Source organism: Thalassomonas sp. M1454 (assembly GCF_007097525.1).
Lineage (GTDB): Bacteria > Pseudomonadota > Gammaproteobacteria > Enterobacterales > Alteromonadaceae > Thalassotalea_A.
In genome coordinates, this window is record NZ_VKDD01000007.1 from 29,524 (window position 1) to 48,728 (window position 19,205).

Genomic DNA, 19,205 nt, shown 5'->3' on the forward strand with positions numbered 1-19,205 from the left:
TCACTGTCTACAGTGAGCGATAAACTGAGGTTATTAACAAAGCAAAAATTTAAACATCTAGTGTTCTGCTAATATTTGAGCTAAAACACGTAGATTACACTTATACCTATTTCAGCTTCATAATTACTGCGAGCAATTGGGCTATCTCTAACCTCACTACTATAATATTCGAACAGCGCTTCACCGTAGATCTGCCAGTTATTATTTATATTATGTCTGTAATTATAATCAATACCAACCGAGCGTATACCTGCGCTTAGGTTGGTTTCTTGTAATCCTGAGTCAGCAGATTGTTGCGCATCTATACCAAAACCTTTATTTGCGTATTCGCTGTCATGAAAAACAGCAACTAAATTGATTTCTGAACCGGTACCATCAACTTGATCTCCGAAACGGCGACCCACACCAAATAAACCTAAATTTCCTTCATCACTTGCCACTAAACGGCCTACTAACCAATACCGCCAATCTTCGGTGAATGATCGACGAGCTTGAAATACCAGTTCAAACCCTTCATCTTGGTCGCCAAGACCGTCAAGCCTACCATCATCCGAGTCACCTTCTTCTCGTCCTTCATCAAAACCAACTAAGGCATCTAATAGCCAATTATCATTCACAACACTTCGCCAACCAAATGCCTCACCTGCAAAATAATATATATTGTTACCATCTCGCCATTGCACAGCACCAGCAGGTTGGATTTCAAATCCAAACTCGTCTGAACCTTCGTACGCTGTTTCATATTCAACGCCAAACCCAAGCCCAAACGCCCATCCATTTTCGCCTCTGGTAAAATCATCTACCGAGGGCAAGGGCACTAAAGCTGTTTTGTTGTCTTCTGCGATTGCCGTATTAAAAAGAGGGAAATGTATTAGTAATACCAAAAGAAAGCTGTGTATATTTTTCATTGGTTACCCTATGTAAATACTGACATGTATATTTATTAACAATATTGTACGAATGGAATTAAAGAAAAGTTCATATAATTGATTTTAGGTTTCAAATTTTTAGCTAACTAATATTACAGACTAAGTACTCTTAATCTATTAGCTTGAGTTAACTCTGCTGTATATACAACCTTGCTTGTCGACCCGTTTTAAGCTACATTCCGCTTATTATATATGGCAAAGAGAAATAAAATGAGCACAGCAAGCAGTACTTGGCAGCTACTTTTTACTAACGTTAATATCGCAACAATGTCTGATGCGAGCAACTCGTATGGTGCGATCACGCAGGGTGCATTAGCCGTAACCGATGGCAAAATTGTATGGTTAGGCGCACAAGCTGACCTTCCTGAAGTTGACCAAGAACTAACAACAATAATTGATGGCCAAGGCAAGTGGATCACTCCTGGTTTAATTGATTGTCATACCCATATTGTTTATGGATCTCATCGTGCTAATGAGTTTGAACTGCGCCTACAAGGGGCAAGTTACGAAGAAATAGCAAATAACGGTGGTGGTATTGTTTCTACTGTTAAAGCTACTCGTGAAGCATCGATAGATGAATTGTATGTTAGTGCTCACCAACGTTTAAGCGCCCTTCATAATGAAGGTGTTACTAGTTTAGAGATAAAATCAGGCTACGGACTCGACCTTGAAACTGAGCTTAAGATGCTTAAAGTTGCCAAGCGTTTAGAGGAAAATGTACCTGTTACTGTTCGTAAAACTTTCTTAGGTGCTCATGCTGTGCCTGTTGAATATAAAGATAACGCTGATGGCTACATTAAACTCGTTTGTGAGCAAATGATCCCTGAAGTGGCAAAGCAAAACCTTGCAGATGCTGTCGACGTTTTTTGTGAAGGCATAGGTTTTAGCATTGAACAAACAGAAGCTGTTTTTAAAGCGGCACAGCAGCATGACTTACCGGTGAAGGTTCATGCCGAACAACTATCTGATCTTGGCGGCACTGAGCTTGCCGCAAAATACCAAGCTCTTTCAAGTGATCATGTAGAGTTTTTATCACAGCAAGGTGTAAAAGCCATGAGCGCAGCTAATATGACAGCAGTTCTTTTACCAGGTGCTTTCTACTTTTTACGAGAAACCAAATTACCACCAATTGAATCACTGCGTGCGAATAATGTTCCTATGGCTATTGCTAGTGATGCAAACCCTGGTTCGTCACCAATCAACTCAATACAATTAATGCTTAATATGGCATGTACGCTATTTAGATTAACGCCAAGTGAAGCATTAGCAGGTGTTACTTGTCATGCTGCCAAAGCATTAGGGATAGATCATAAGGTTGGTCGATTAGAAGTGGGTCTCGATGCCGACATCGCTTTATGGGATATAGAACAACCTGCACAGCTTTGTTACCAGTTCGGGGTAAACCCTCTGGCTGCTTTATATAAGCAAGGTGTAAAAGTTAAATAAATAAAAAGGGATAACAAACGTTATCCCTTTTTACTATCTAGTCGCTTATAACTTACAATTAGCGTTCTACTCAATATCTAGAGGATCAGGAGAAAGCACAATACCTGTGTTGTCTGCATAAATATGATCATCCGGTAAAATCGTAACGCCGGCAAAGTTAATTGCTACATCACTTTCACCCGTTGTATCTTCAGTGGCGCCAACAGGAATCGACACCATAGCTTGAATGCCAAGTTCAATGTCTTCAATAATATCAACATCACGCACACTACCGTAACAGATAATGCCTTCCCAGCCATTGCGAGCAGCAGTTTCGGCAATATAACCATCGATTAACGCTCGACGAGTTGAGCCACCGCCATCAATAACCAATACTTTACCAACACCATCGGTTTCAACTAATTCGGCAATTAAGCCATTGTTTTCGAAACATTTTACTGTAACCACAGAGCCACCAAATGAACTTCTACCACCATAGTTACTTAACATAGGTTCGAGTACATCAATTGAGTCAGCGTATAAATTACATAGTTCAGAGGTGTTGTATTGCATAGTTTACTCCACTTTCTTTGAAAGTTAAGTTGTTGAATTATTTCTAGTATAACCCTTGTGATGGATGGAACAAGAGAAAAATTTTAACTTATTGTAGCCAGCTCATTGCTTTATAAATGATAATTAATGGAGATATATCAAACCGTAAAAACTAAAAAAGCGCCATAAGGCGCTTTTTTAATTCGGATAATAAGTCGATTATTTAGACTTAAGAGCACCGAAACGTTTGTTGAATTTATCAACACGACCACCAGTCTCAGCAGCTTTTTGCTTACCAGTGTAGAACGGGTGACAAGAAGAGCATACGTCTAAGTAAATGTCTTTACCGCGTGTAGATTGAGTTTCGATAACGTTACCACATGAACATGTTGCTTTCATGGCAGTGTAATTTGGGTGGATATTTTCTTTCATGGAAAACCTCTATATTTAGGCCGTATCGCCACTTGATCAATTGCCAAGTACCATACGAGTTACAATTTAAGTTGGCGGATCATACGGTATCAACCGCCGATGATCAACTAAAATAGTTAAAAAATAGACAAATACTTTAACTAGTGCCGATAATTAACATTTTTGGTGACTTTGTTGGTGTGCACAATAAATTTGCTTGGCAAATCTGCTTTATCTGGGCAGAATAAAAACACTTATTATAATACTGATCACTATGACCTTTATCTCCCGTTATATACAAGTGGCAATCCCGGTTCCAATGCGCCAAAGCTTTACTTATTTAGCGCCTGAACACTTAAACGAGCAAACCTTCTCTGCAGGCGACCGAGTGTTAGTGCCGTTTGGCTCTCGTAAATTGATTGCTATTGTACTTAAAGTAAGTAATGAATGTGATGTAGCCGATAATAAATTAAAGGCAATTGTAGAATTACTGCCGAGCGAATCAAAACTTTCCTCATCGCAAATAGATTTTCTTAGTTTGTGTGCGCGCTATTACCATCACCCCATTGGCGATGTCATTAGCCAAGCTTTACCTGTGCTATTAAGACAAATTAAACCTGTCGATTTAACCCCCGAAGCTTGTTGGTTCAAAAATCCAGATAAATCAGAGCAAGAGCTTGAACTGCTAATCGCTAAGCTTGCTAAATCTGCAGCTAAGCAAAAAGCTCTTTATCAATTTATTAGTGAGCATGGTGATATCACTTGGCCTGAAATACGCATGGCAGGTTTTATTAAAAGCCAGCTAACTGCGCTAATGAATAAAGAGTTAATTTGCCAAGGCGAAGTTGCGAGTGTGGCATTTAAGTGCAAAGAAAACTCTATTAATGTTGAAGATAAACACCAGCTTTCAGTTGAGCAAGCAGTCATTGTTAGTGGCATTAATCAACAGCTAAATAAATTTTCGTGTCACTTAATAGACGGTATTACTGGTAGTGGTAAAACCGAAGTTTACCTACAAATTATTGAAGAAGTGTTAAAGCAAGACAAGCAAGTCTTAGTTTTGGTACCAGAAATAGGTTTAACCCCGCAAACCTTATCGCGATTTGAAAAACGTTTTCGTGTGCCAATCGTACTTCACCACTCTGGCCTAAATGATAATGAACGCTTACAAACCTGGCATCGCACCAAAAAAGGTGAAGCAGCCATTGTTATTGCAACTCGATCTGGCGTGTTCTCACCACTCCAAGCTCCGGGCTTAATTGTTATTGATGAAGAGCACGATGGCTCTTTTAAACAACAAGAAGGCTTTCGTTACCATGCCCGTGATGTCGCTATCTTAAGGGCAAGACAGCTTAATATCCCTGTAGTATTAGGCACGGCAACGCCTTCTTTGGAAACGCTACAAAATGCTTTGTCGGGCAAATATCAATATCACCAATTAACCAAGCGCGCTGGTAAAAGTAATATTGCAGGTATCGAACTTATTGATATGGCTAAGCAACAAATTGAGTTTGGTTTATCAGGAACATTAAAAAAAGCGATACAAGATACGTTAGAGCGCGGCGAGCAAGTCTTAATCTTTTTAAACCGTCGCGGTTATGCGCCTGCTATATCTTGCCAAGAATGTAATTGGATAGCTGAGTGTAAGCGTTGTGATAAGCCTTACACCTTGCATCAAAACCAAGGTCTTTTGGTTTGTCATCATTGTGGTAGTCAAAAGCGTATTATGCCGCAGTGTGGTGAGTGTGGCAGTATCCGCATTAAACCATTAGGGCAGGGAACTGAACAACTTGAGCAGCGGTTAGTCGAGTTATTTCCTGATTTCTCCGCTGTGCGTATCGACAGAGACAGCACGCGACGCAAAGGTGAACTAGCTAAGTTATTAGAGCAAGTTAGTAATAAAGAGCACCAAATATTAGTTGGTACGCAAATGCTTGCTAAAGGTCATCATTTCCCTGACGTAACTTTAGTTGCCGTGTTAGATGTTGATGGTGCGTTATTTAGTTATGATTTTCGTGCGCCAGAGCATATGGCACAGCTGTTAGTGCAAGTTTCAGGACGTGCAGGTAGAGCAAGTAAGCCTGGCAAGGTCATGGTGCAAACACAATACCCTGAACACCCTTTATTACAAGATTTAGTGCACAATGGTTATCAACATTTTGCTCGTTATGCCCTAATGGAGCGTGAGCAAGCTCGTATTCCTCCTTTTGGATTTCAAGCACTGTTTCGCGCGGAAGCAAATTCTGCAGGTTTACCTAGTTCATTATTACGAGATATTAGTGAAGGTGACTTTGAGCAATGTTTAATTAGTGGTCCAATTGCTGCCGCACAAGAAAAGAAAGCAGGTAAATTTCGTTTTCATTTATTGTTACAAGCAAGCGATCGTAAATATTTGCATAGTGCAGTACAGGTTATTTTATTACGCCTAGAAAAACATAAGTTACAGCATAAAGTTCGTTGGTCTGTAGATATCGACCCTCAAGAGCTGAGTTGGTAATAAATCGGCAAAGTATCGATTTATTACGTATTTTATTAACTAAATCAAACAAACTCTGTACATTCATTTTCGGTTGGTTAAAATTGACTAATCATTTTTCGTGAAGTTTTATTATGGCTCATCAAGATTACGTTGCTCGCCCCCGCGCAACCAAGAAAAAAAAGAACCCTTATAAACCAAAGGGCAAGAAAGCAGTTGCTAATAATTCAGGTTTTAAGCCGGTATTTATTGGTTTAATAATTGTCGCTATCATTTCTACTTTTGCTTACTTTTTATTTTCGTTAAAGAATAATGCTAGTGATGTTGAAGGTTTAGAAATTAAGCTATCTGAGCCAGCTAATTCTACTGAGTATGTTGAAGAAGACCCACTACCCGAGCCGCCAACTGAAGATTGGAGTTACTTTAAAAATTTACCTGAAAAAGATGTTGCCGTTGGCGATTACGATGTTAAAGAAAGTGGTCCATATCAAATGCAATGTGCTTCATTTAGAAATCAAAATGATGCTGAAAAATTAAAAGCAAAAATAGCCTTTACCGGGCTTTCATCAACGGTGCGTAAATCTGTTGGCAGTAATGGCACTTGGTATAAAGTTGTTTTAGGGCCATTTGAGCGCAAGAGACAAGCGGAAAGTGCCAAGCATAAATTGAAAAGAAATAAAATCAATGGCTGCCAAATATGGCTTTGGACTTGAAAACCTAACTCTTCATTCCCACATTATATCTAAGATTGTTTTTCGAGGCGTCTGTTTCTAATTTTTTAGAAAGCGCCTCGTTTTTATTTATAGAGGTTTATTGTGACTACGATTGTATCAGTACGACGTAACGGCCGCGTTTGCATAGGTGGCGACGGCCAAGTTTCTCTTGGTAATACGGTAATGAAGGGCAATGCCCGTAAAGTGCGTCGTTTATATAACGACAAAGTACTCGCTGGTTTTGCGGGCGGTACTGCCGACGCCTTTACTTTATTTGAGCGCTTTGAAAGTAAGCTTGAACAACATCAAGGTCATTTGACTAAATCTGCAGTTGAGCTAGCTAAAGATTGGCGTAGTGATCGAGCATTAAGAAAGTTAGAAGCTATGTTAGTGGTTGCCGATGAAACCGCGTCATTAATCATTACCGGTAATGGTGATGTAGTACAACCAGAAAATGACTTAATTGCTATTGGCTCTGGTGGTAACTTTGCTCAAGCTGCAGCATTAGCGCTACTTGAAAATACCGAACTATCGGCAAAAGAGGTTGTTTCTAAATCATTAACCATTGCTGCCGACATCTGTGTGTTTACCAATCAAAATCACACGATTGACGAAATTTAACTTATAAAACAGAATTTATAATACTAAATACCCTTATGGTATTTAGTTAGAGGAAATATCACATGTCTAACATGACTCCTCGTGAAATTGTTCACGAATTAGATTGCCATATTATTGGTCAAAACGATGCTAAAAAAGCCGTAGCTATTGCTTTAAGAAACCGCTGGCGTCGTATGCAACTTAGTGATGAATTGCGCCCTGAAGTAACGCCAAAGAATATTTTAATGATTGGCCCAACAGGTGTTGGTAAAACAGAAATTGCTCGTCGTTTAGCTAAGCTTGCTAACGCACCTTTTATTAAAGTTGAAGCAACTAAATTTACCGAAGTAGGTTACGTTGGTAAAGAAGTAGAAACCATCATTCGCGATCTTGCTGATATGGCTATCAAGCTAACTAAAGAGCAAGAGATGACTCGCGTTCAGCACTTAGCTGAAGAAGCTGCAGAAGAGCGTATTTTAGACGTACTTATTCCTAACCCGGTAAATACTATGGGTGATAGCGAAACTACTGATAACAGTTCAACTCGTCAAATTTTCCGTAAGAAATTACGTGAAGGTAAGCTTGATGATAAAGAAATTGAAATAGACGTTGCCCAGCCACAAGTTGGTATGGAAATTATGGCGCCTCCTGGTATGGAAGATATGACTTCGCAACTGCAAAGCATGTTCCAAAATATGTCTCAGGAGAAAACTAAAAAACGTAAACTTAAAATCAAAGATGCGTTTAAAGCCCTGCAAGAAGATGAAGCCGCTAAAATGGTTAATCCAGAAGAGCTTAAAGAAAAAGCGATTGAGTCTGTTGAGCAAAACGGTATTGTTTTTATCGATGAAATCGACAAAATTTGTAAACGTGGTGACAGCTCAGGTCCAGACGTATCTCGTGAAGGTGTACAACGTGACTTACTGCCTTTAATTGAAGGCTCAACCGTAAGTACTAAACACGGTATGGTTAAAACCGATCACATCTTGTTTATCGCATCAGGTGCTTTCCAAATGGCAAGACCTTCAGATTTAATTCCTGAATTACAAGGTCGTTTACCAATTCGTGTTGAGTTACGTGCACTTACCACTGAAGATTTTGTTCGCATCCTTACCGAGCCAAACGCTTCATTAACTGAGCAATACATCGCACTATTAGCGACTGAAGGCGTAAAAGTTGAATTTAGTGATGACGGTATTCAAGCTATCGCTAATGCTGCATGGCAAGTGAATGAAGGTACTGAAAATATTGGTGCTCGTCGTTTACATACGGTAATGGAGCGTTTAATCGAAGAGTTATCGTTTAATGCTGATGCACAATCGGGACAAACTATTGTTATCGATAAAGCGTTTGTTGAAGGCAAATTAACGGCACTTGTACAAGATGAAGACTTAAGTCGCTTTATCCTGTAACTAAACCTATTCGACAGCTATAATAGTTAAAACAAGGAGATAGCATGCAATTACAACAGCTTAATATCGACCAAGCGCAAGGTGAACTTACCTTAACGTTTGCCGATAATTTTCAACAAACATTAAGCTTTGAGTTTTTGCGTGTTTATTCTCCCTTAGAACAAACCAGTGTTAAGGGTAAACCTAAACCACCGGTGAGTCATAAAAAACAAGTACAACTTTTAGCAATAGAGCCGGTGGCTAAACACGGTTATCGATTTATTTTTGATGATCAGCACAGTGCTATTTATTCTGCTTTATTGCTTAATGAGTATGCTCACAATAAAAATCGATTATGGCAACAATACCTCGATGCGCTTAAACTTACTGGGCATAGTCGCGAAGCCATGATAGATATTAAACAGGTTTAATGGACCCTTACACTAATGACTAATAACCAAATTTTACGTCGTATTCGTTACACATTTAATTATTCAGATGCGCAAATGTTGCAGATTTTTGCATCTGCAGAATTAACCGTAGATATAGAAAAGTACCACCACTGGTTACGTAAAGATGATGATCCTAAATACATCAATATTACTGATCAGCAATTCGCGACTTTTTTAAATGGTTTAATCAATGAACGCCGTGGCAAAAAAGAAGGGCCGCAGCCAGTAGCTGAGAAAAAACTAAACAATAATATTATTTTACGTAAATTAAAAATTGCGCTTAATATGACCGATGTTGATATTATTGAAGTGTTAGGCTTAGCTGAAATGCGTATTGGTAAATCAGAACTAAGTGCGTTTTTTAGAAAGCCAGGCCATAAACATTACCGTATATGTAAAGATCAATTCTTGCGAAACTTTTTACAAGGGGTGCAAATTAAGTACCGCGATAACTCACCTTGGCCAGCAGCTGATCACAGTAACTAAAATATAGTTATAAAAATATGAAACGAGTGTTGTTAATACTATTAGGGTTTAGCTTTGTTGCATTAGCAGCATTAGGTGCATTCTTACCTGTATTACCAACGACTCCGTTTTTGTTACTTGCCGCGACTTGTTTTGCCAAATCATCGAAACGTTGCCATCAATGGTTATTAAACAATAAACTGTTTGGCCCTATTATTGAAAATTGGCAATTAAACCGCTGTATACCGGCGAAAGCGAAAATCCTTGCCATTTCATCCATTGTCTTCTTTGGTTCAATATCACTTTACACATTACAGCATAATACCTACGCCCTGATGGGTACCTCGGTATTACTCTTTATTGGTTTATTTGTTGTTATCCATATTCCCACCTGTCCCTAAACCTTATTTTATCCCTATGTTTTAATTATAAAAAAATATAATTTTTTTATTTTTAAACCTTTTTCATTCATACTGCATCTAACAATCATAACTAAAACAAAAGTCTGAAAGGATTTAAAATTTTGTCCGGACAAAGCACCGTGATTAATGCTGAAGACGTTTTTGCGCAAAAGCAAGAACAAGAGTGGATAGCCAATGCCAAACAAGGTGACCGCTTAGCATTTAATCATTTGTATACATTACATATAGGTAGAGTTTTTGCACTGTGTCTGCGCATGCTTTCAAATAAAGAGCAGGCGGAAGATGTGAGCCAAGAAGTCTTTGTGCAAGTGTGGTTGAAATTAGATAAGTTTCGCGGTGAAAGTAAATTTTCTACTTGGTTACATTCCGTCGCCACCAATACGGTACTTAGCCATATTCGTAAACAAAAGAGCTGGGTGCAAAAAGTATTTAGTATTGAAGATCAGCCATTAGCTGAGCCAGTAGGAAATGAAATTGAAGACTTGTCAGATATGGATAAGCATATTATGCGCTTGCCAGAGAAGGCCCGCTTAGTATTTGTATTATTCGCCGTAGAAGGCTATCGACATGAAGAAATAGCAACAATGATGAATATGGCCGTGGGCTCAAGTAAATCACAATTTCATCGAGCAAGAAATTTATTAAAAGAGTGGTTGGAACATGAATAAGCCAGTAACAGATCAACAACTACAGCAGCAAATCGATGGTTTGCAACAAGATATCAAGCCAAGTAGAGATTTATGGCCGGGTATTGAGTTAGCGATAGAGCATCAACAGCAAGAGAGCTCCCCTAAAAAGGCTGCATTTGCTCCATACGCTTGGGCTGCATCAGTAATGGCTGCGGTGCTACTAACTTGGATGGTGAATAAACCTATGCAAGAGCAACCACTACAACTGACTGCCGTTGAAGTGATTCAACAGCAATATGTAGAAGAAAAAAATACTATGTTGGTGAGTTTTGGTAAGCCCGATATAAGTAAATTACCGGCAAAAATTCAGAAACAATTTACCGAATTACAATCAGCAAGAGAGTCATTATTAAAAGCGTTAGAGGATGATCCTGAAAATCCTGACTTGTTGAATTTATTACAGTGGACACAAAACCAAGAGCTTAGTTTACTTGAGCAATTATATAGTCCTAAATGGCAAACAATTTAAGAGAATAGTATGAATGTATTAAAACAAATTACATTGTCGGTTTTTATTCTTGCTTGTTCATTTTCTTTGCAGGCAAAGCAAGTGAATGAGAGCTTAGAAGTTAAAGAAAATGTAAGAGTTAAGATTGAAAACCTTAGAGGTAAGGTGGCAATAATTGGCACCGACTCTCTTGCGGTTAAAGTGTCAGGAGTACTTGACTATAAAGCAACAGACTTTGTTTTTAAAAAAGAAGGTAACAGCGTAATTATTCAGGTACAAATGCCACAGAATATGAATCATAGCTTTTGGGATAATGACGGTCAGGAAACCGACTTAAAAATACACGTTCCGCAATCAGCACGATTAAACTTTAAAGGTGTTTCTAGTGATGCCAGCATTGAAAACGTCAATAATGAGATTAATGTTAGAACCGTAAGTGGTGATATTGACGCGAAAGATTTAAGCTCGCGTATTGAGTTAGATACAGTTAGTGGCGATATTAAGTCGCAGAGATTAGCAGGTCGTATTACCCTAAATACGGTAAGCGGAGATATAAAAGATAGTGCATCGCAAGGGCGTATTAACTATCAAGCCGTTAGTGGTGACATAGAAGCTAACAGTACTGCAAATGAAGTCTATGCGAGTGTGATTTCTGGCAACATGGATATAACTCTAGCTCAAGTAATTGATGCAGAGCTTACCTCGATAAGTGGCGATATTGATGCCAATTTAGAATTAAGTGACCAAGGGCTGTTGAAAATGTCGAGTGTCAGCGGTGATATAGATGTTTTCTTACAAAAAGAGGTAAATGCTAGCGTAAGAGTTCATTCACAAGCTGGCGGTAAAATTTTTAACAAACTCAATAATGATAAAGTTAAAAAAGCTAAGCATGGCCCAAGCTCGCATCTAGATACAACCGTTGGTGATGGCAGCGCTTCAATCAAAGCCTCTACAGTAAGCGGTAGAGTTGGCTTGTATTATTAACTAAGTCGAGCAAATTATCCGGCCTTATGTTTATTGTTAAGCATAAGGCCTTTTTTATGCCTATAAGTTATCGAGCGATGAATTTATCTTTATCTTTATCTTCAAATAAGAGTTAATATAGCTTAAATTAGACAGTTAAATTAGCGATAATACTTCGCTTGTTAAAGCATAAAGACAAATACAGTCGTAGAGTGGGTAATACTTGCGACTTTAATCAGGATTAGCAACATAATGGCGCAGAAACCAGCCCAAAAACAGTTTAAAGATAATAAGTTTAAAGACAATAAGTACGGCGATAAGCAAGTTGAAGGCTTAAAAATTGCTCCGCATTCGTTAGAGGCCGAGCAGTCTGTATTAGGGGGCTTATTATTAGACAACAACGCTTGGGATAGTGTTGCTGAGCGTGTGGTTGCCACTGATTTTTATTCTCGCTCGCACCGTATTATCTTTGAATGTATCGGTGACTTGATTGAAAAAGGTAATCCGGTTGACTTAATTACCTTATCTGAGGCGCTTGAAAATCAGCAAACCATTGATGATGTTGGTGGCTTTGTTTATTTAGCTGAAATGATGCGTAATACCCCTTCTGCGGCAAACATATTTGCTTACTCAGATATTGTTCGTGAACGAGCAGTAACCCGAGAGCTAATTAAAGTAGCTAATGAAATAGCCGATGCGGGTTACGATCCACAAGGTCGTCCAAGTTCAGAATTACTAGACTTTGCCGAGACTAAAGTATTCCAAATTGCCGAGCAGCGAGCGAATAAATCAGAAGGTCCAGAGAATATTCACTCTGTTTTAGAAAAAACAGTCGATAGAATCGAAAAGCTTTATGGCCAACCTCATGATGGTGTTACTGGTGTTTCTACAGGTTTCCAAGATTTAGATAAAATGACTGCTGGTTTACAGCCGTCAGATTTGATTATTGTTGCCGCACGTCCATCTATGGGTAAAACCACATTTGCGATGAACTTAGCTGAAAATGCGGCGATGATGCAAGATAAGCCAGCACTTATATTCTCCTTAGAGATGCCTTCAGAACAAATCATGATGCGTATGCTTGCCTCACTTGGTCGTATTGACCAAACCAAAATTCGTACTGGTCAGTTAGGCGATGAGGATTGGGCAAGACTCTCTTCAACCATGGGCTTGCTTATGGAAAAAGGAAAAATGTTCGTCGATGATGCAGCAGGCCTTACACCTACCGAGGTTCGTTCTCGAGCGCGCCGTATCCACCGTGATAATGGTGGCTTATCAATGATCATGATCGATTACCTGCAGCTTATGCGTGTGCCACAATTTAGTGACAACCGTACCTTAGAGATTGCAGAAATATCACGCTCATTAAAAGCATTAGCAAAAGAGTTGCAGATCCCAGTTGTTGCACTATCACAGCTTAACCGTAGTTTGGAGCAACGTGCTGATAAACGCCCGGTAAACTCTGATTTACGTGAATCAGGTTCAATCGAGCAAGATGCCGATTTAATTATGTTTATTTATCGTGATGAAGTTTACAACGATGATTCACCTGATAAAGGCACTGCTGAAATTATTTTAGGTAAACAACGTAACGGCCCAATTGGTCGCGTACGTTTAACCTTCCAAGGTCAATTCTCTCGATTTGATAACTTCGCCGGTCCTGGCGGTATTATGGATGAAGATTAGGTTAAAACCTTGCTGCTTTCTAAAAACTTTAGCAATGCGGTAATTGCCGCATTGTTCATAAAATAGACTATTTTTATTTCTCTAGCTATAGTTGTACATGGTCCCTGGTCAAGATTTCAAAGGGAATGTATATGGATTTTCACTATTTAATTATTTTTAAATAGTAATCAAAAGGTTAGGACTATGGATAAGAATAGCAATGCAGTAACCGTGTTATATTACGATCAAAATGACATGACATCTATTTGTACAGATGTATTAACTAATTTAGATATAGAAGCCGATAAACGAGTGATTTTTCCAAAATCTTATCGGGATGATAAAATTATTATTGCGGTATTAGATGGCCAATGCCATGTTCGCAATTCTTTAGGTGATAGATCTATTTTCAGTTAGAAAAACTGCTTCTAGCAGTTTTGACACTTGCCATGCGCTTCAACCACTTGATGATTGATGGTAAAACCACTCGCGTCAGCCATTGCTCTTAATGCTAAATCTAAATTATTCGACTGGATCTCTTCTACATGGCCACAGTTATCACAAATAAGCAACTGTACTGGGTGATGGCAATCACTAAAATGGTCACATAATAAGAATGAATTTATCGACTCTATTTTATGCACAAAACCTTGCTTAGCTAAAAAATCTAAAGCCCGATAAACGGTTGCAGGTTTTGCTGACGGGTCAACTTTTTGCAACTTATCTAACAAATCATACGCACCAATAGCACCTTCATTTTCTGCCATTAAAACAAATACTTGCTCTCGCACTGCCGTTAACCTTGCACCGCGCTCTTTACAAGCTTTATGAGCTAATTGTAATAATTGTTTAGGATCCATTGGCGTATCAATTAAAGTTCATTTGTTTAAAGTGTATCACAGTAATTTATCAGTAAAAATAGCTTAATTTATTAAACACATAAGCAAAATATTGGTTATGAATACGTATGCTGTAACTTCTATTCATACGATAAAATTCTATAATTGATGCAATTAAATAAAATAAATTAGTCTCTTTTTATGAATGTTAAAAACCTAGCTCTTCTTCCCGTTATTTTAATTAGCCTATCTCTATGTGTTCTTTCTTCTTGTCATAAGCAAGAACCTAATCTTAAGGTAGATACCCATCAAAAAGAGGAGTTAAGCCAGCAATTTTATTTACGAGGAGGCTTTAATAATTGGGGAACAAGTAAACCATTTATAAAAGTTGACGCTAATAGTTACCAAGTGCAATTAGAAATAGGTCTAGGCAGTCACGAATATAAAATAGCCACAGAAGATTGGTTAACACAAATAATGATTGCTAATTGCAACGAAGCAATTGTTGATATTGCCAACGACGATTCAAAATCTTATCTATTGGCAATTAACCAAACCGAAAATGCCGATCTAATATTAGCTGAGAAGGCAGGTGTCTATACGTTCACATTAGATATAAGCGAGCCAAATAAGCCTAGGGTGTCGATTAAGCGTTTGCAAGATTTACAAATAATGTCAGACATCAAACATCTTAATGAAGATGTCATGCAACTTGAATTTGATACCGTAACTAACGGCAAAGAACTTGCTACATTTAGCGAGCAGCTGTTAAGCAATAACCTTAAGCGCTATGTACACTCTACCAGTCAAAGCCTACGCGACCCTGTTCCACAAATTAATCAGTTTACTGAAGATAAAAACTTTCCTTATACACGAACCAACAATACAGCCTTTGATGCTTTATTTGCCTTAGCCATAGATGAAATGAAGCTCAATTCTGTCGAAAATATTAACGATGGCGCCTATAATTTTGGCGAGTCTATTTCATGTGATTGTTTTAAAACGGGTGAAAAATGGGATTATGTTTGGACTCGAGATTTATCCTATGCGGCTCACTTATCTTTGGGTTTATTAGATCCTGCAAGAGTGCAGAACTCGCTTGAATTTAAACTATCCGGTTTTAGACAAGGGATAACAAAAGCTGAAAATGTTGCAGGCTCAAATGATGGTGTGCAGATAATTCAAGACACAGGTAGCGGTGGCAGTTGGCCAATAAGTACAGATCGTGTTACTTGGGCATTTGGTGCTGAATCTGTGTTAAATAGTTTAACCAAGGATAAGCGCACCCAATTTGCCAGTGCAGCCTACAAAGCTTTAGTAAATACCATTGAAAACGATCGCTTAGCGGTATTTGATCAGCAACTAGGTTTATATAATGGCGAGCAAAGTTTTTTAGATTGGCGAGAGCAGACTTATGCTGATTGGATAAAAGAAGATTTAACCTTTATGGCAACATCAAAATCTATATCAACTAATGTTGGCCACTATCAAGCAATATCATTAACAGCAAAACTTGCTAAAGAATTAGGAAAAAACCAACAAGCTAAGAAATATTTAGCTTGGGCAAATGAATTAAAGCGTGCGATTAATAAGCACCTCTGGTTAGAAGAATACGGTATGTATAGCAGCTTAACCGCTGGCCATTTTGATAACACTCCTATGCCAAGATTTGATTGGCTGGGTCAATCATTAGCGATTATTTCAGGTGTGGCAAACGCCAATAAAACAAAAAAAATTCTGGCTAGTTACCCGCAAGGTCCAATGGGGCCTCCGGTTATTTTCCCGCAGCAACCTAATATTCGAATTTATCATAATAGAGCTATTTGGCCGTTTGTAACTGCATATGGTTTAAAAGCTGCAATTGCAGGAAATAATGCCAGTGTTGCCAATAATGCCTACAACTCTTTAATTCGCGGTGCGGCCTTAAACCTATCTAATATGGAAAACTTTGAGTGGCTTTCTGGTCAGCCGGTGTGGTTACAAAAACAAGACTTAAATTTATCTGGGCCAGTGATTAATTCTAAACATCAGTTATGGTCTGTTGCGGGTTATTTAAATATGGTTGTTGAAGGCGTATTTGGTCTGCAAATAAACAACAATAAATTGAATATACAGCCGTACATCACCACAGAGCTTAAAAGTAGCTACTTTAAAAATGAAAATGATATTAGTTTGCATAACTTTACTTGGCTAAATAAAAGCTTAAATGTAACTTTGCGCTTAGCGGATAAACATCAGCAGCAAGGTGTTTTTGCGGTAACCTCAATCACCATAAATGGTAAAACGCTTAATGATAAAAGTATTACTATTGAACAGTTAACAGAGCAGTCAAACAACATCATTGTCGAGCTAAATAAAGTTGTTGCAACCAATAGACACATTACTGAAGTAAGCGGCCAACCCGTACTTATTGATAATAAAGTTTTTGCACCATTAGAGCCAAAAATCGACTTTAAGCAAACAGATTCTGGTACCAAGCTAATTGTGCAAGATAGCGATAACAGTGACGTATTTTATCGAATATTTAAAAATGGTAAGTTGGCAGTTACTAACTTGTCTAGTAAACAATGGCTAGATAAAGAGGTTGATGGTTTGCAAGCTTGTTATAGCGCAGTAGCCGTGTTTAACGATAGTGGCTTTGAGTCGCAGCACAGCAATGTTAAGTGTGTTAATCCAGGCCAATATATTTCGGTAAATAGTAAGCAAGTTAATACTAACTTAGACGTCATTAGAGTTAACAATAGAGATGTATTACTCGACTTTGGCGCAGCAGCCGATACATTTAAAGTTACCAATATTAGCGTACAACAAAAAGGCTCATACGCTGTTCAAGTTGATTATAAAAACATATACAACAAAACCAACACCGGCATAACTGCTGGCGTTAAATGGTTGAAGGTTTTGAATTCTGAAAATAAAGTAGTAAGCCAAGGGGTGATCCAACTTCCACATTTAAAGGCTGATTCAGAATCTTTAATGTCAACGCCAGTTTATGCTCAGCTTGAAAAAGGCAAATACACTCTAGAGGTTTCAGACTTTTATAATATGAGTTATTTAGAAAACAATAAGACATACTCTCAAGCCGGTGGCTTAGATGGCGCCATAAACAAGTTTGATATCTATGGCGTGCGAATAATGCCAATTGTTGGTAATTAATTTTGATGATTTAGTGTCAGATAATCTTACAAGTATCTTTATTTTCAAAAAACTAAATGAGCAATTATTTGCTCATTTAGCTTATCAAGTTAGTTAGCTGTATGGTTTAACTCTGCACTGACGAATACCTTTGAATCTATTGTCGGTTGCAATGCAAACTCAGTGATAGATGTTGGTGATTTACTGTGTCTATTTAAAAATGAGCTGTTGCGTTCCGCTTGGTAATACTGGGCAAACTCTGCAATAGGCATATTATTACAAAAAATAAAATTAGCCGCTTGTTGGTAGGTAAAACCGTAATATTTAATTTTACCTCTAAACCTTAAATGCTTGTCGGTAACAGAAGATACACATACTTTAGTTGCGTTGCTTTTATCTTCACCTACAAATTCAATATTGGCGTAGCTACCAAAGGCAAGGGTACTTGTAATGATTAAAATCAATATACGAAACATAAAACCTCCAGAAATATTTTAATGAGATGTTTATATTTTTTTTATTGTTATTACATAAAATGAATAGGCATTACTGCATTAAATAAGACCTTAAAAACTACCTTTTGTTTCATCTTATTTATTATTTTACGTTCGATATTGTTTTTAGATCACTTTATGTTATTGACTCAAAAAGTGTTGGTTTGCAATTTGTATTGTGATTTTTTATTCAATAAATAGTGAATAAAGACATTATATGTAATAGATACTCACGGCATAGCTCTAAAAAAGCTTCTCAACCAACTATGCTTTAAATTGTTATTGTGTTTTTGGTGCCAAATACACTTTATCGGCAACTTTGGTAGAGGGAAAGGGCATTCTTTCATAGTTAAAGAGCTTTTGTTTACTGCGTGTTGGGCAAGTGTTTTAGGCAAAAAGGCAATTAAATTTGTGTTAACAACTAGGCTAGCTTGCAATTCTAACGACTTGGTATACATACCTATTTTTCTTGAAAAATCATTATTTCTAGCATAAACATCAATAGGATCAACTTTGGCATCGAGCAAAGAAAGTTTAATATGTTCATGTTGATAAATCTCTGCAATAGTCCAGTTTTGTAAAGCAGGGTGTTCCTTATCAAGTAAGCACACTAAACTGTCTTCGTAAAACAGGTGGCTTTCAAAACACCTATTGGTGTTCAATCCAGAGCCAATTACCAGATCAATTTGCCCATTATCCATTAAGTCAGGCCAGCTAGGTTCATACCCAATAATCGATAACTTTACTTTTGGTGCAGCGAGTTTAATTTTTTTCAAAATATCGGTTAACAAATTCATCGCTATAAAATCATGAGTCATGATCGTTATCGTTGCATCTAAATTATCTAGGTCTAAGGTATCTTCATCAAAAAGTTTGTTAATTTTTTCAATAATGCAATCTATTTCTTTAGCAAGCTCTTCTGCTTTATGCGTTGGATATATGCCAGAGGCATTACGCTCAAATAAGCGTTCATTAAAAGTATCTCTTAAGCGAGATAGTGAATGACTCATTGCTGATTGACTAACATTCATCCTTTTAGCGCTTCGGCCAACATGGCGCTCTTCAAATAATACTTGGAAAGTTTTAAGCAGATTAAAATCGACATTAGCTATATTAGTTTTATTCATAACGTTTAT

20 protein-coding genes are annotated in these 19,205 nt (G+C 37.8%); 14 read left to right on the forward strand and 6 right to left on the reverse strand.

From position 1 onward, the window contains the following. Window positions 1-80 precede the first annotated feature (80 nt). A complete protein-coding gene (locus FNN08_RS14145) occupies window positions 81-908 on the reverse strand; it encodes a MipA/OmpV family protein (RefSeq protein ID WP_143586922.1) in 828 nt (275 codons plus the stop codon). Between the two features lie 231 nt (window positions 909-1,139). Between FNN08_RS14145 and hutI the strand changes: the two genes are divergently transcribed. Continuing rightward, the gene (gene hutI, locus FNN08_RS14150) at window positions 1,140-2,375 is read left to right on the forward strand and encodes an imidazolonepropionase (protein ID WP_143586923.1); all 1,236 of its coding nucleotides are present in this window, start codon (window positions 1,140-1,142) and stop codon (window positions 2,373-2,375) included. A 66-nt stretch (window positions 2,376-2,441) separates the two neighbouring features. Here the strand turns inward: hutI and rraA are convergent, their stop codons facing one another. Both rraA and rpmE read right to left on the reverse strand, forming a co-directional pair. Then, window positions 2,442-2,927 (reverse strand): ribonuclease E activity regulator RraA, encoded by a 486-nt coding sequence (rraA, locus tag FNN08_RS14155; protein WP_143586925.1) that lies wholly within the window; start codon window positions 2,925-2,927, stop codon window positions 2,442-2,444. 198 nt (window positions 2,928-3,125) lie between these two features. Beyond that, window positions 3,126-3,338, reverse strand: a complete 213-nt coding sequence (rpmE, locus tag FNN08_RS14160; RefSeq protein WP_143586927.1) for a 50S ribosomal protein L31 — start codon at window positions 3,336-3,338, stop codon at window positions 3,126-3,128. A gap of 253 nt (window positions 3,339-3,591) precedes the next feature. On the opposite strand from rpmE, the gene priA reads away from it, so the two are divergent. From priA to FNN08_RS14220, 12 genes are all read left to right on the forward strand, one after another. Then, window positions 3,592-5,814: a primosomal protein N' gene (gene priA / locus FNN08_RS14165; protein ID WP_143586929.1), complete on the forward strand. Its 2,223-nt coding sequence runs from the start codon at window positions 3,592-3,594 to the stop codon at window positions 5,812-5,814. Between the two features lie 113 nt (window positions 5,815-5,927). Beyond that, window positions 5,928-6,506 carry an SPOR domain-containing protein gene (locus FNN08_RS14170; RefSeq protein WP_143586930.1) on the forward strand — a complete coding sequence of 193 codons (579 nt, stop codon included), beginning with the start codon at window positions 5,928-5,930 and terminating at the stop codon, window positions 6,504-6,506. Between the two features lie 102 nt (window positions 6,507-6,608). Beyond that, window positions 6,609-7,127, forward strand: coding sequence for an ATP-dependent protease subunit HslV (gene hslV / locus FNN08_RS14175; RefSeq protein ID WP_143586932.1), 519 nt, complete (start codon window positions 6,609-6,611; stop codon window positions 7,125-7,127). Between the two features lie 62 nt (window positions 7,128-7,189). Further along, on the forward strand, window positions 7,190-8,518 hold the full coding sequence (hslU, locus tag FNN08_RS14180; protein ID WP_143586933.1) for an ATP-dependent protease ATPase subunit HslU: 1,329 nt from the start codon (window positions 7,190-7,192) through the stop codon (window positions 8,516-8,518). Between the two features lie 44 nt (window positions 8,519-8,562). Next, a complete protein-coding gene (locus FNN08_RS14185; RefSeq protein WP_143586935.1) occupies window positions 8,563-8,928 on the forward strand; it encodes a gamma-butyrobetaine hydroxylase-like domain-containing protein in 366 nt (121 codons plus the stop codon). Between the two features lie 15 nt (window positions 8,929-8,943). Then, the gene (locus tag FNN08_RS14190; RefSeq protein ID WP_143586937.1) at window positions 8,944-9,435 is read left to right on the forward strand and encodes a DUF1456 family protein; all 492 of its coding nucleotides are present in this window, start codon (window positions 8,944-8,946) and stop codon (window positions 9,433-9,435) included. A gap of 17 nt (window positions 9,436-9,452) precedes the next feature. Further along, complete coding sequence (locus tag FNN08_RS14195) at window positions 9,453-9,815, forward strand: YbaN family protein (protein ID WP_143586939.1); 363 nt, start codon at window positions 9,453-9,455, stop codon at window positions 9,813-9,815. A 122-nt stretch (window positions 9,816-9,937) separates the two neighbouring features. After that, complete coding sequence (locus tag FNN08_RS14200; RefSeq protein WP_143586941.1) at window positions 9,938-10,504, forward strand: RNA polymerase sigma factor; 567 nt, start codon at window positions 9,938-9,940, stop codon at window positions 10,502-10,504. Then, a complete protein-coding gene (locus FNN08_RS14205) occupies window positions 10,497-10,994 on the forward strand; it encodes a hypothetical protein (protein WP_143586943.1) in 498 nt (165 codons plus the stop codon). The genes FNN08_RS14200 and FNN08_RS14205 overlap by 8 nt, the downstream gene beginning before the upstream one ends. Before the next feature lie 9 nt (window positions 10,995-11,003). Then, a complete protein-coding gene (locus tag FNN08_RS14210) occupies window positions 11,004-11,957 on the forward strand; it encodes a DUF4097 family beta strand repeat-containing protein (protein ID WP_143586945.1) in 954 nt (317 codons plus the stop codon). Window positions 11,958-12,188: 231 nt separating this feature from the next. Further along, a complete protein-coding gene (gene dnaB / locus FNN08_RS14215) occupies window positions 12,189-13,622 on the forward strand; it encodes a replicative DNA helicase (protein WP_143586947.1) in 1,434 nt (477 codons plus the stop codon). A 183-nt stretch (window positions 13,623-13,805) separates the two neighbouring features. After that, window positions 13,806-14,018 carry a DUF2375 family protein gene (locus tag FNN08_RS14220; protein WP_143586949.1) on the forward strand — a complete coding sequence of 71 codons (213 nt, stop codon included), beginning with the start codon at window positions 13,806-13,808 and terminating at the stop codon, window positions 14,016-14,018. Window positions 14,019-14,029: 11 nt separating this feature from the next. Here FNN08_RS14220 and zur read toward each other — a convergent pair whose 3' ends face one another. Then, the gene (zur, locus tag FNN08_RS14225; RefSeq protein WP_143586951.1) at window positions 14,030-14,461 is read right to left on the reverse strand and encodes a zinc uptake transcriptional repressor Zur; all 432 of its coding nucleotides are present in this window, start codon (window positions 14,459-14,461) and stop codon (window positions 14,030-14,032) included. A 180-nt stretch (window positions 14,462-14,641) separates the two neighbouring features. Here zur and FNN08_RS14230 point away from each other — a divergent pair, with 180 nt between their 5' ends. After that, window positions 14,642-17,596: an MGH1-like glycoside hydrolase domain-containing protein gene (locus FNN08_RS14230; RefSeq protein WP_143586953.1), complete on the forward strand. Its 2,955-nt coding sequence runs from the start codon at window positions 14,642-14,644 to the stop codon at window positions 17,594-17,596. Between the two features lie 89 nt (window positions 17,597-17,685). On the opposite strand, the gene FNN08_RS14235 is transcribed toward FNN08_RS14230, so the two are convergent. Continuing rightward, window positions 17,686-18,051, reverse strand: coding sequence for a DUF3718 domain-containing protein (locus FNN08_RS14235; protein WP_143586955.1), 366 nt, complete (start codon window positions 18,049-18,051; stop codon window positions 17,686-17,688). A 248-nt stretch (window positions 18,052-18,299) separates the two neighbouring features. Then, entirely contained in the window at window positions 18,300-19,196 is an 897-nt protein-coding gene (locus FNN08_RS14240; RefSeq protein ID WP_143586957.1) for a LysR family transcriptional regulator, read from the reverse strand. Window positions 19,197-19,205: the final 9 nt, after the last annotated feature.

What these genes read in the sequence shown, in the direction of transcription:
- FNN08_RS14145 (WP_143586922.1), bottom strand. Translation starts at nt 908, where the DNA reads ATGAAAAATATACACAGCTTTCTTTTGGTATTACTAATACATTTCCCT.
- hutI (WP_143586923.1), top strand. Translation starts at nt 1,140, where the DNA reads ATGAGCACAGCAAGCAGTACTTGGCAGCTACTTTTTACTAACGTTAAT.
- rraA (WP_143586925.1), bottom strand. Translation starts at nt 2,927, where the DNA reads ATGCAATACAACACCTCTGAACTATGTAATTTATACGCTGACTCAATT.
- rpmE (WP_143586927.1), bottom strand. Translation starts at nt 3,338, where the DNA reads ATGAAAGAAAATATCCACCCAAATTACACTGCCATGAAAGCAACATGT.
- priA (WP_143586929.1), top strand. Translation starts at nt 3,592, where the DNA reads ATGACCTTTATCTCCCGTTATATACAAGTGGCAATCCCGGTTCCAATG.
- FNN08_RS14170 (WP_143586930.1), top strand. Translation starts at nt 5,928, where the DNA reads ATGGCTCATCAAGATTACGTTGCTCGCCCCCGCGCAACCAAGAAAAAA.
- hslU (WP_143586933.1), top strand. Translation starts at nt 7,190, where the DNA reads ATGTCTAACATGACTCCTCGTGAAATTGTTCACGAATTAGATTGCCAT.
- FNN08_RS14185 (WP_143586935.1), top strand. Translation starts at nt 8,563, where the DNA reads ATGCAATTACAACAGCTTAATATCGACCAAGCGCAAGGTGAACTTACC.
- FNN08_RS14190 (WP_143586937.1), top strand. Translation starts at nt 8,944, where the DNA reads ATGACTAATAACCAAATTTTACGTCGTATTCGTTACACATTTAATTAT.
- FNN08_RS14195 (WP_143586939.1), top strand. Translation starts at nt 9,453, where the DNA reads ATGAAACGAGTGTTGTTAATACTATTAGGGTTTAGCTTTGTTGCATTA.
- FNN08_RS14205 (WP_143586943.1), top strand. Translation starts at nt 10,497, where the DNA reads ATGAATAAGCCAGTAACAGATCAACAACTACAGCAGCAAATCGATGGT.
- FNN08_RS14210 (WP_143586945.1), top strand. Translation starts at nt 11,004, where the DNA reads ATGAATGTATTAAAACAAATTACATTGTCGGTTTTTATTCTTGCTTGT.
- dnaB (WP_143586947.1), top strand. Translation starts at nt 12,189, where the DNA reads ATGGCGCAGAAACCAGCCCAAAAACAGTTTAAAGATAATAAGTTTAAA.
- FNN08_RS14220 (WP_143586949.1), top strand. Translation starts at nt 13,806, where the DNA reads ATGGATAAGAATAGCAATGCAGTAACCGTGTTATATTACGATCAAAAT.
- zur (WP_143586951.1), bottom strand. Translation starts at nt 14,461, where the DNA reads ATGGATCCTAAACAATTATTACAATTAGCTCATAAAGCTTGTAAAGAG.
- FNN08_RS14230 (WP_143586953.1), top strand. Translation starts at nt 14,642, where the DNA reads ATGAATGTTAAAAACCTAGCTCTTCTTCCCGTTATTTTAATTAGCCTA.
- FNN08_RS14235 (WP_143586955.1), bottom strand. Translation starts at nt 18,051, where the DNA reads ATGTTTCGTATATTGATTTTAATCATTACAAGTACCCTTGCCTTTGGT.
- FNN08_RS14240 (WP_143586957.1), bottom strand. Translation starts at nt 19,196, where the DNA reads ATGAATAAAACTAATATAGCTAATGTCGATTTTAATCTGCTTAAAACT.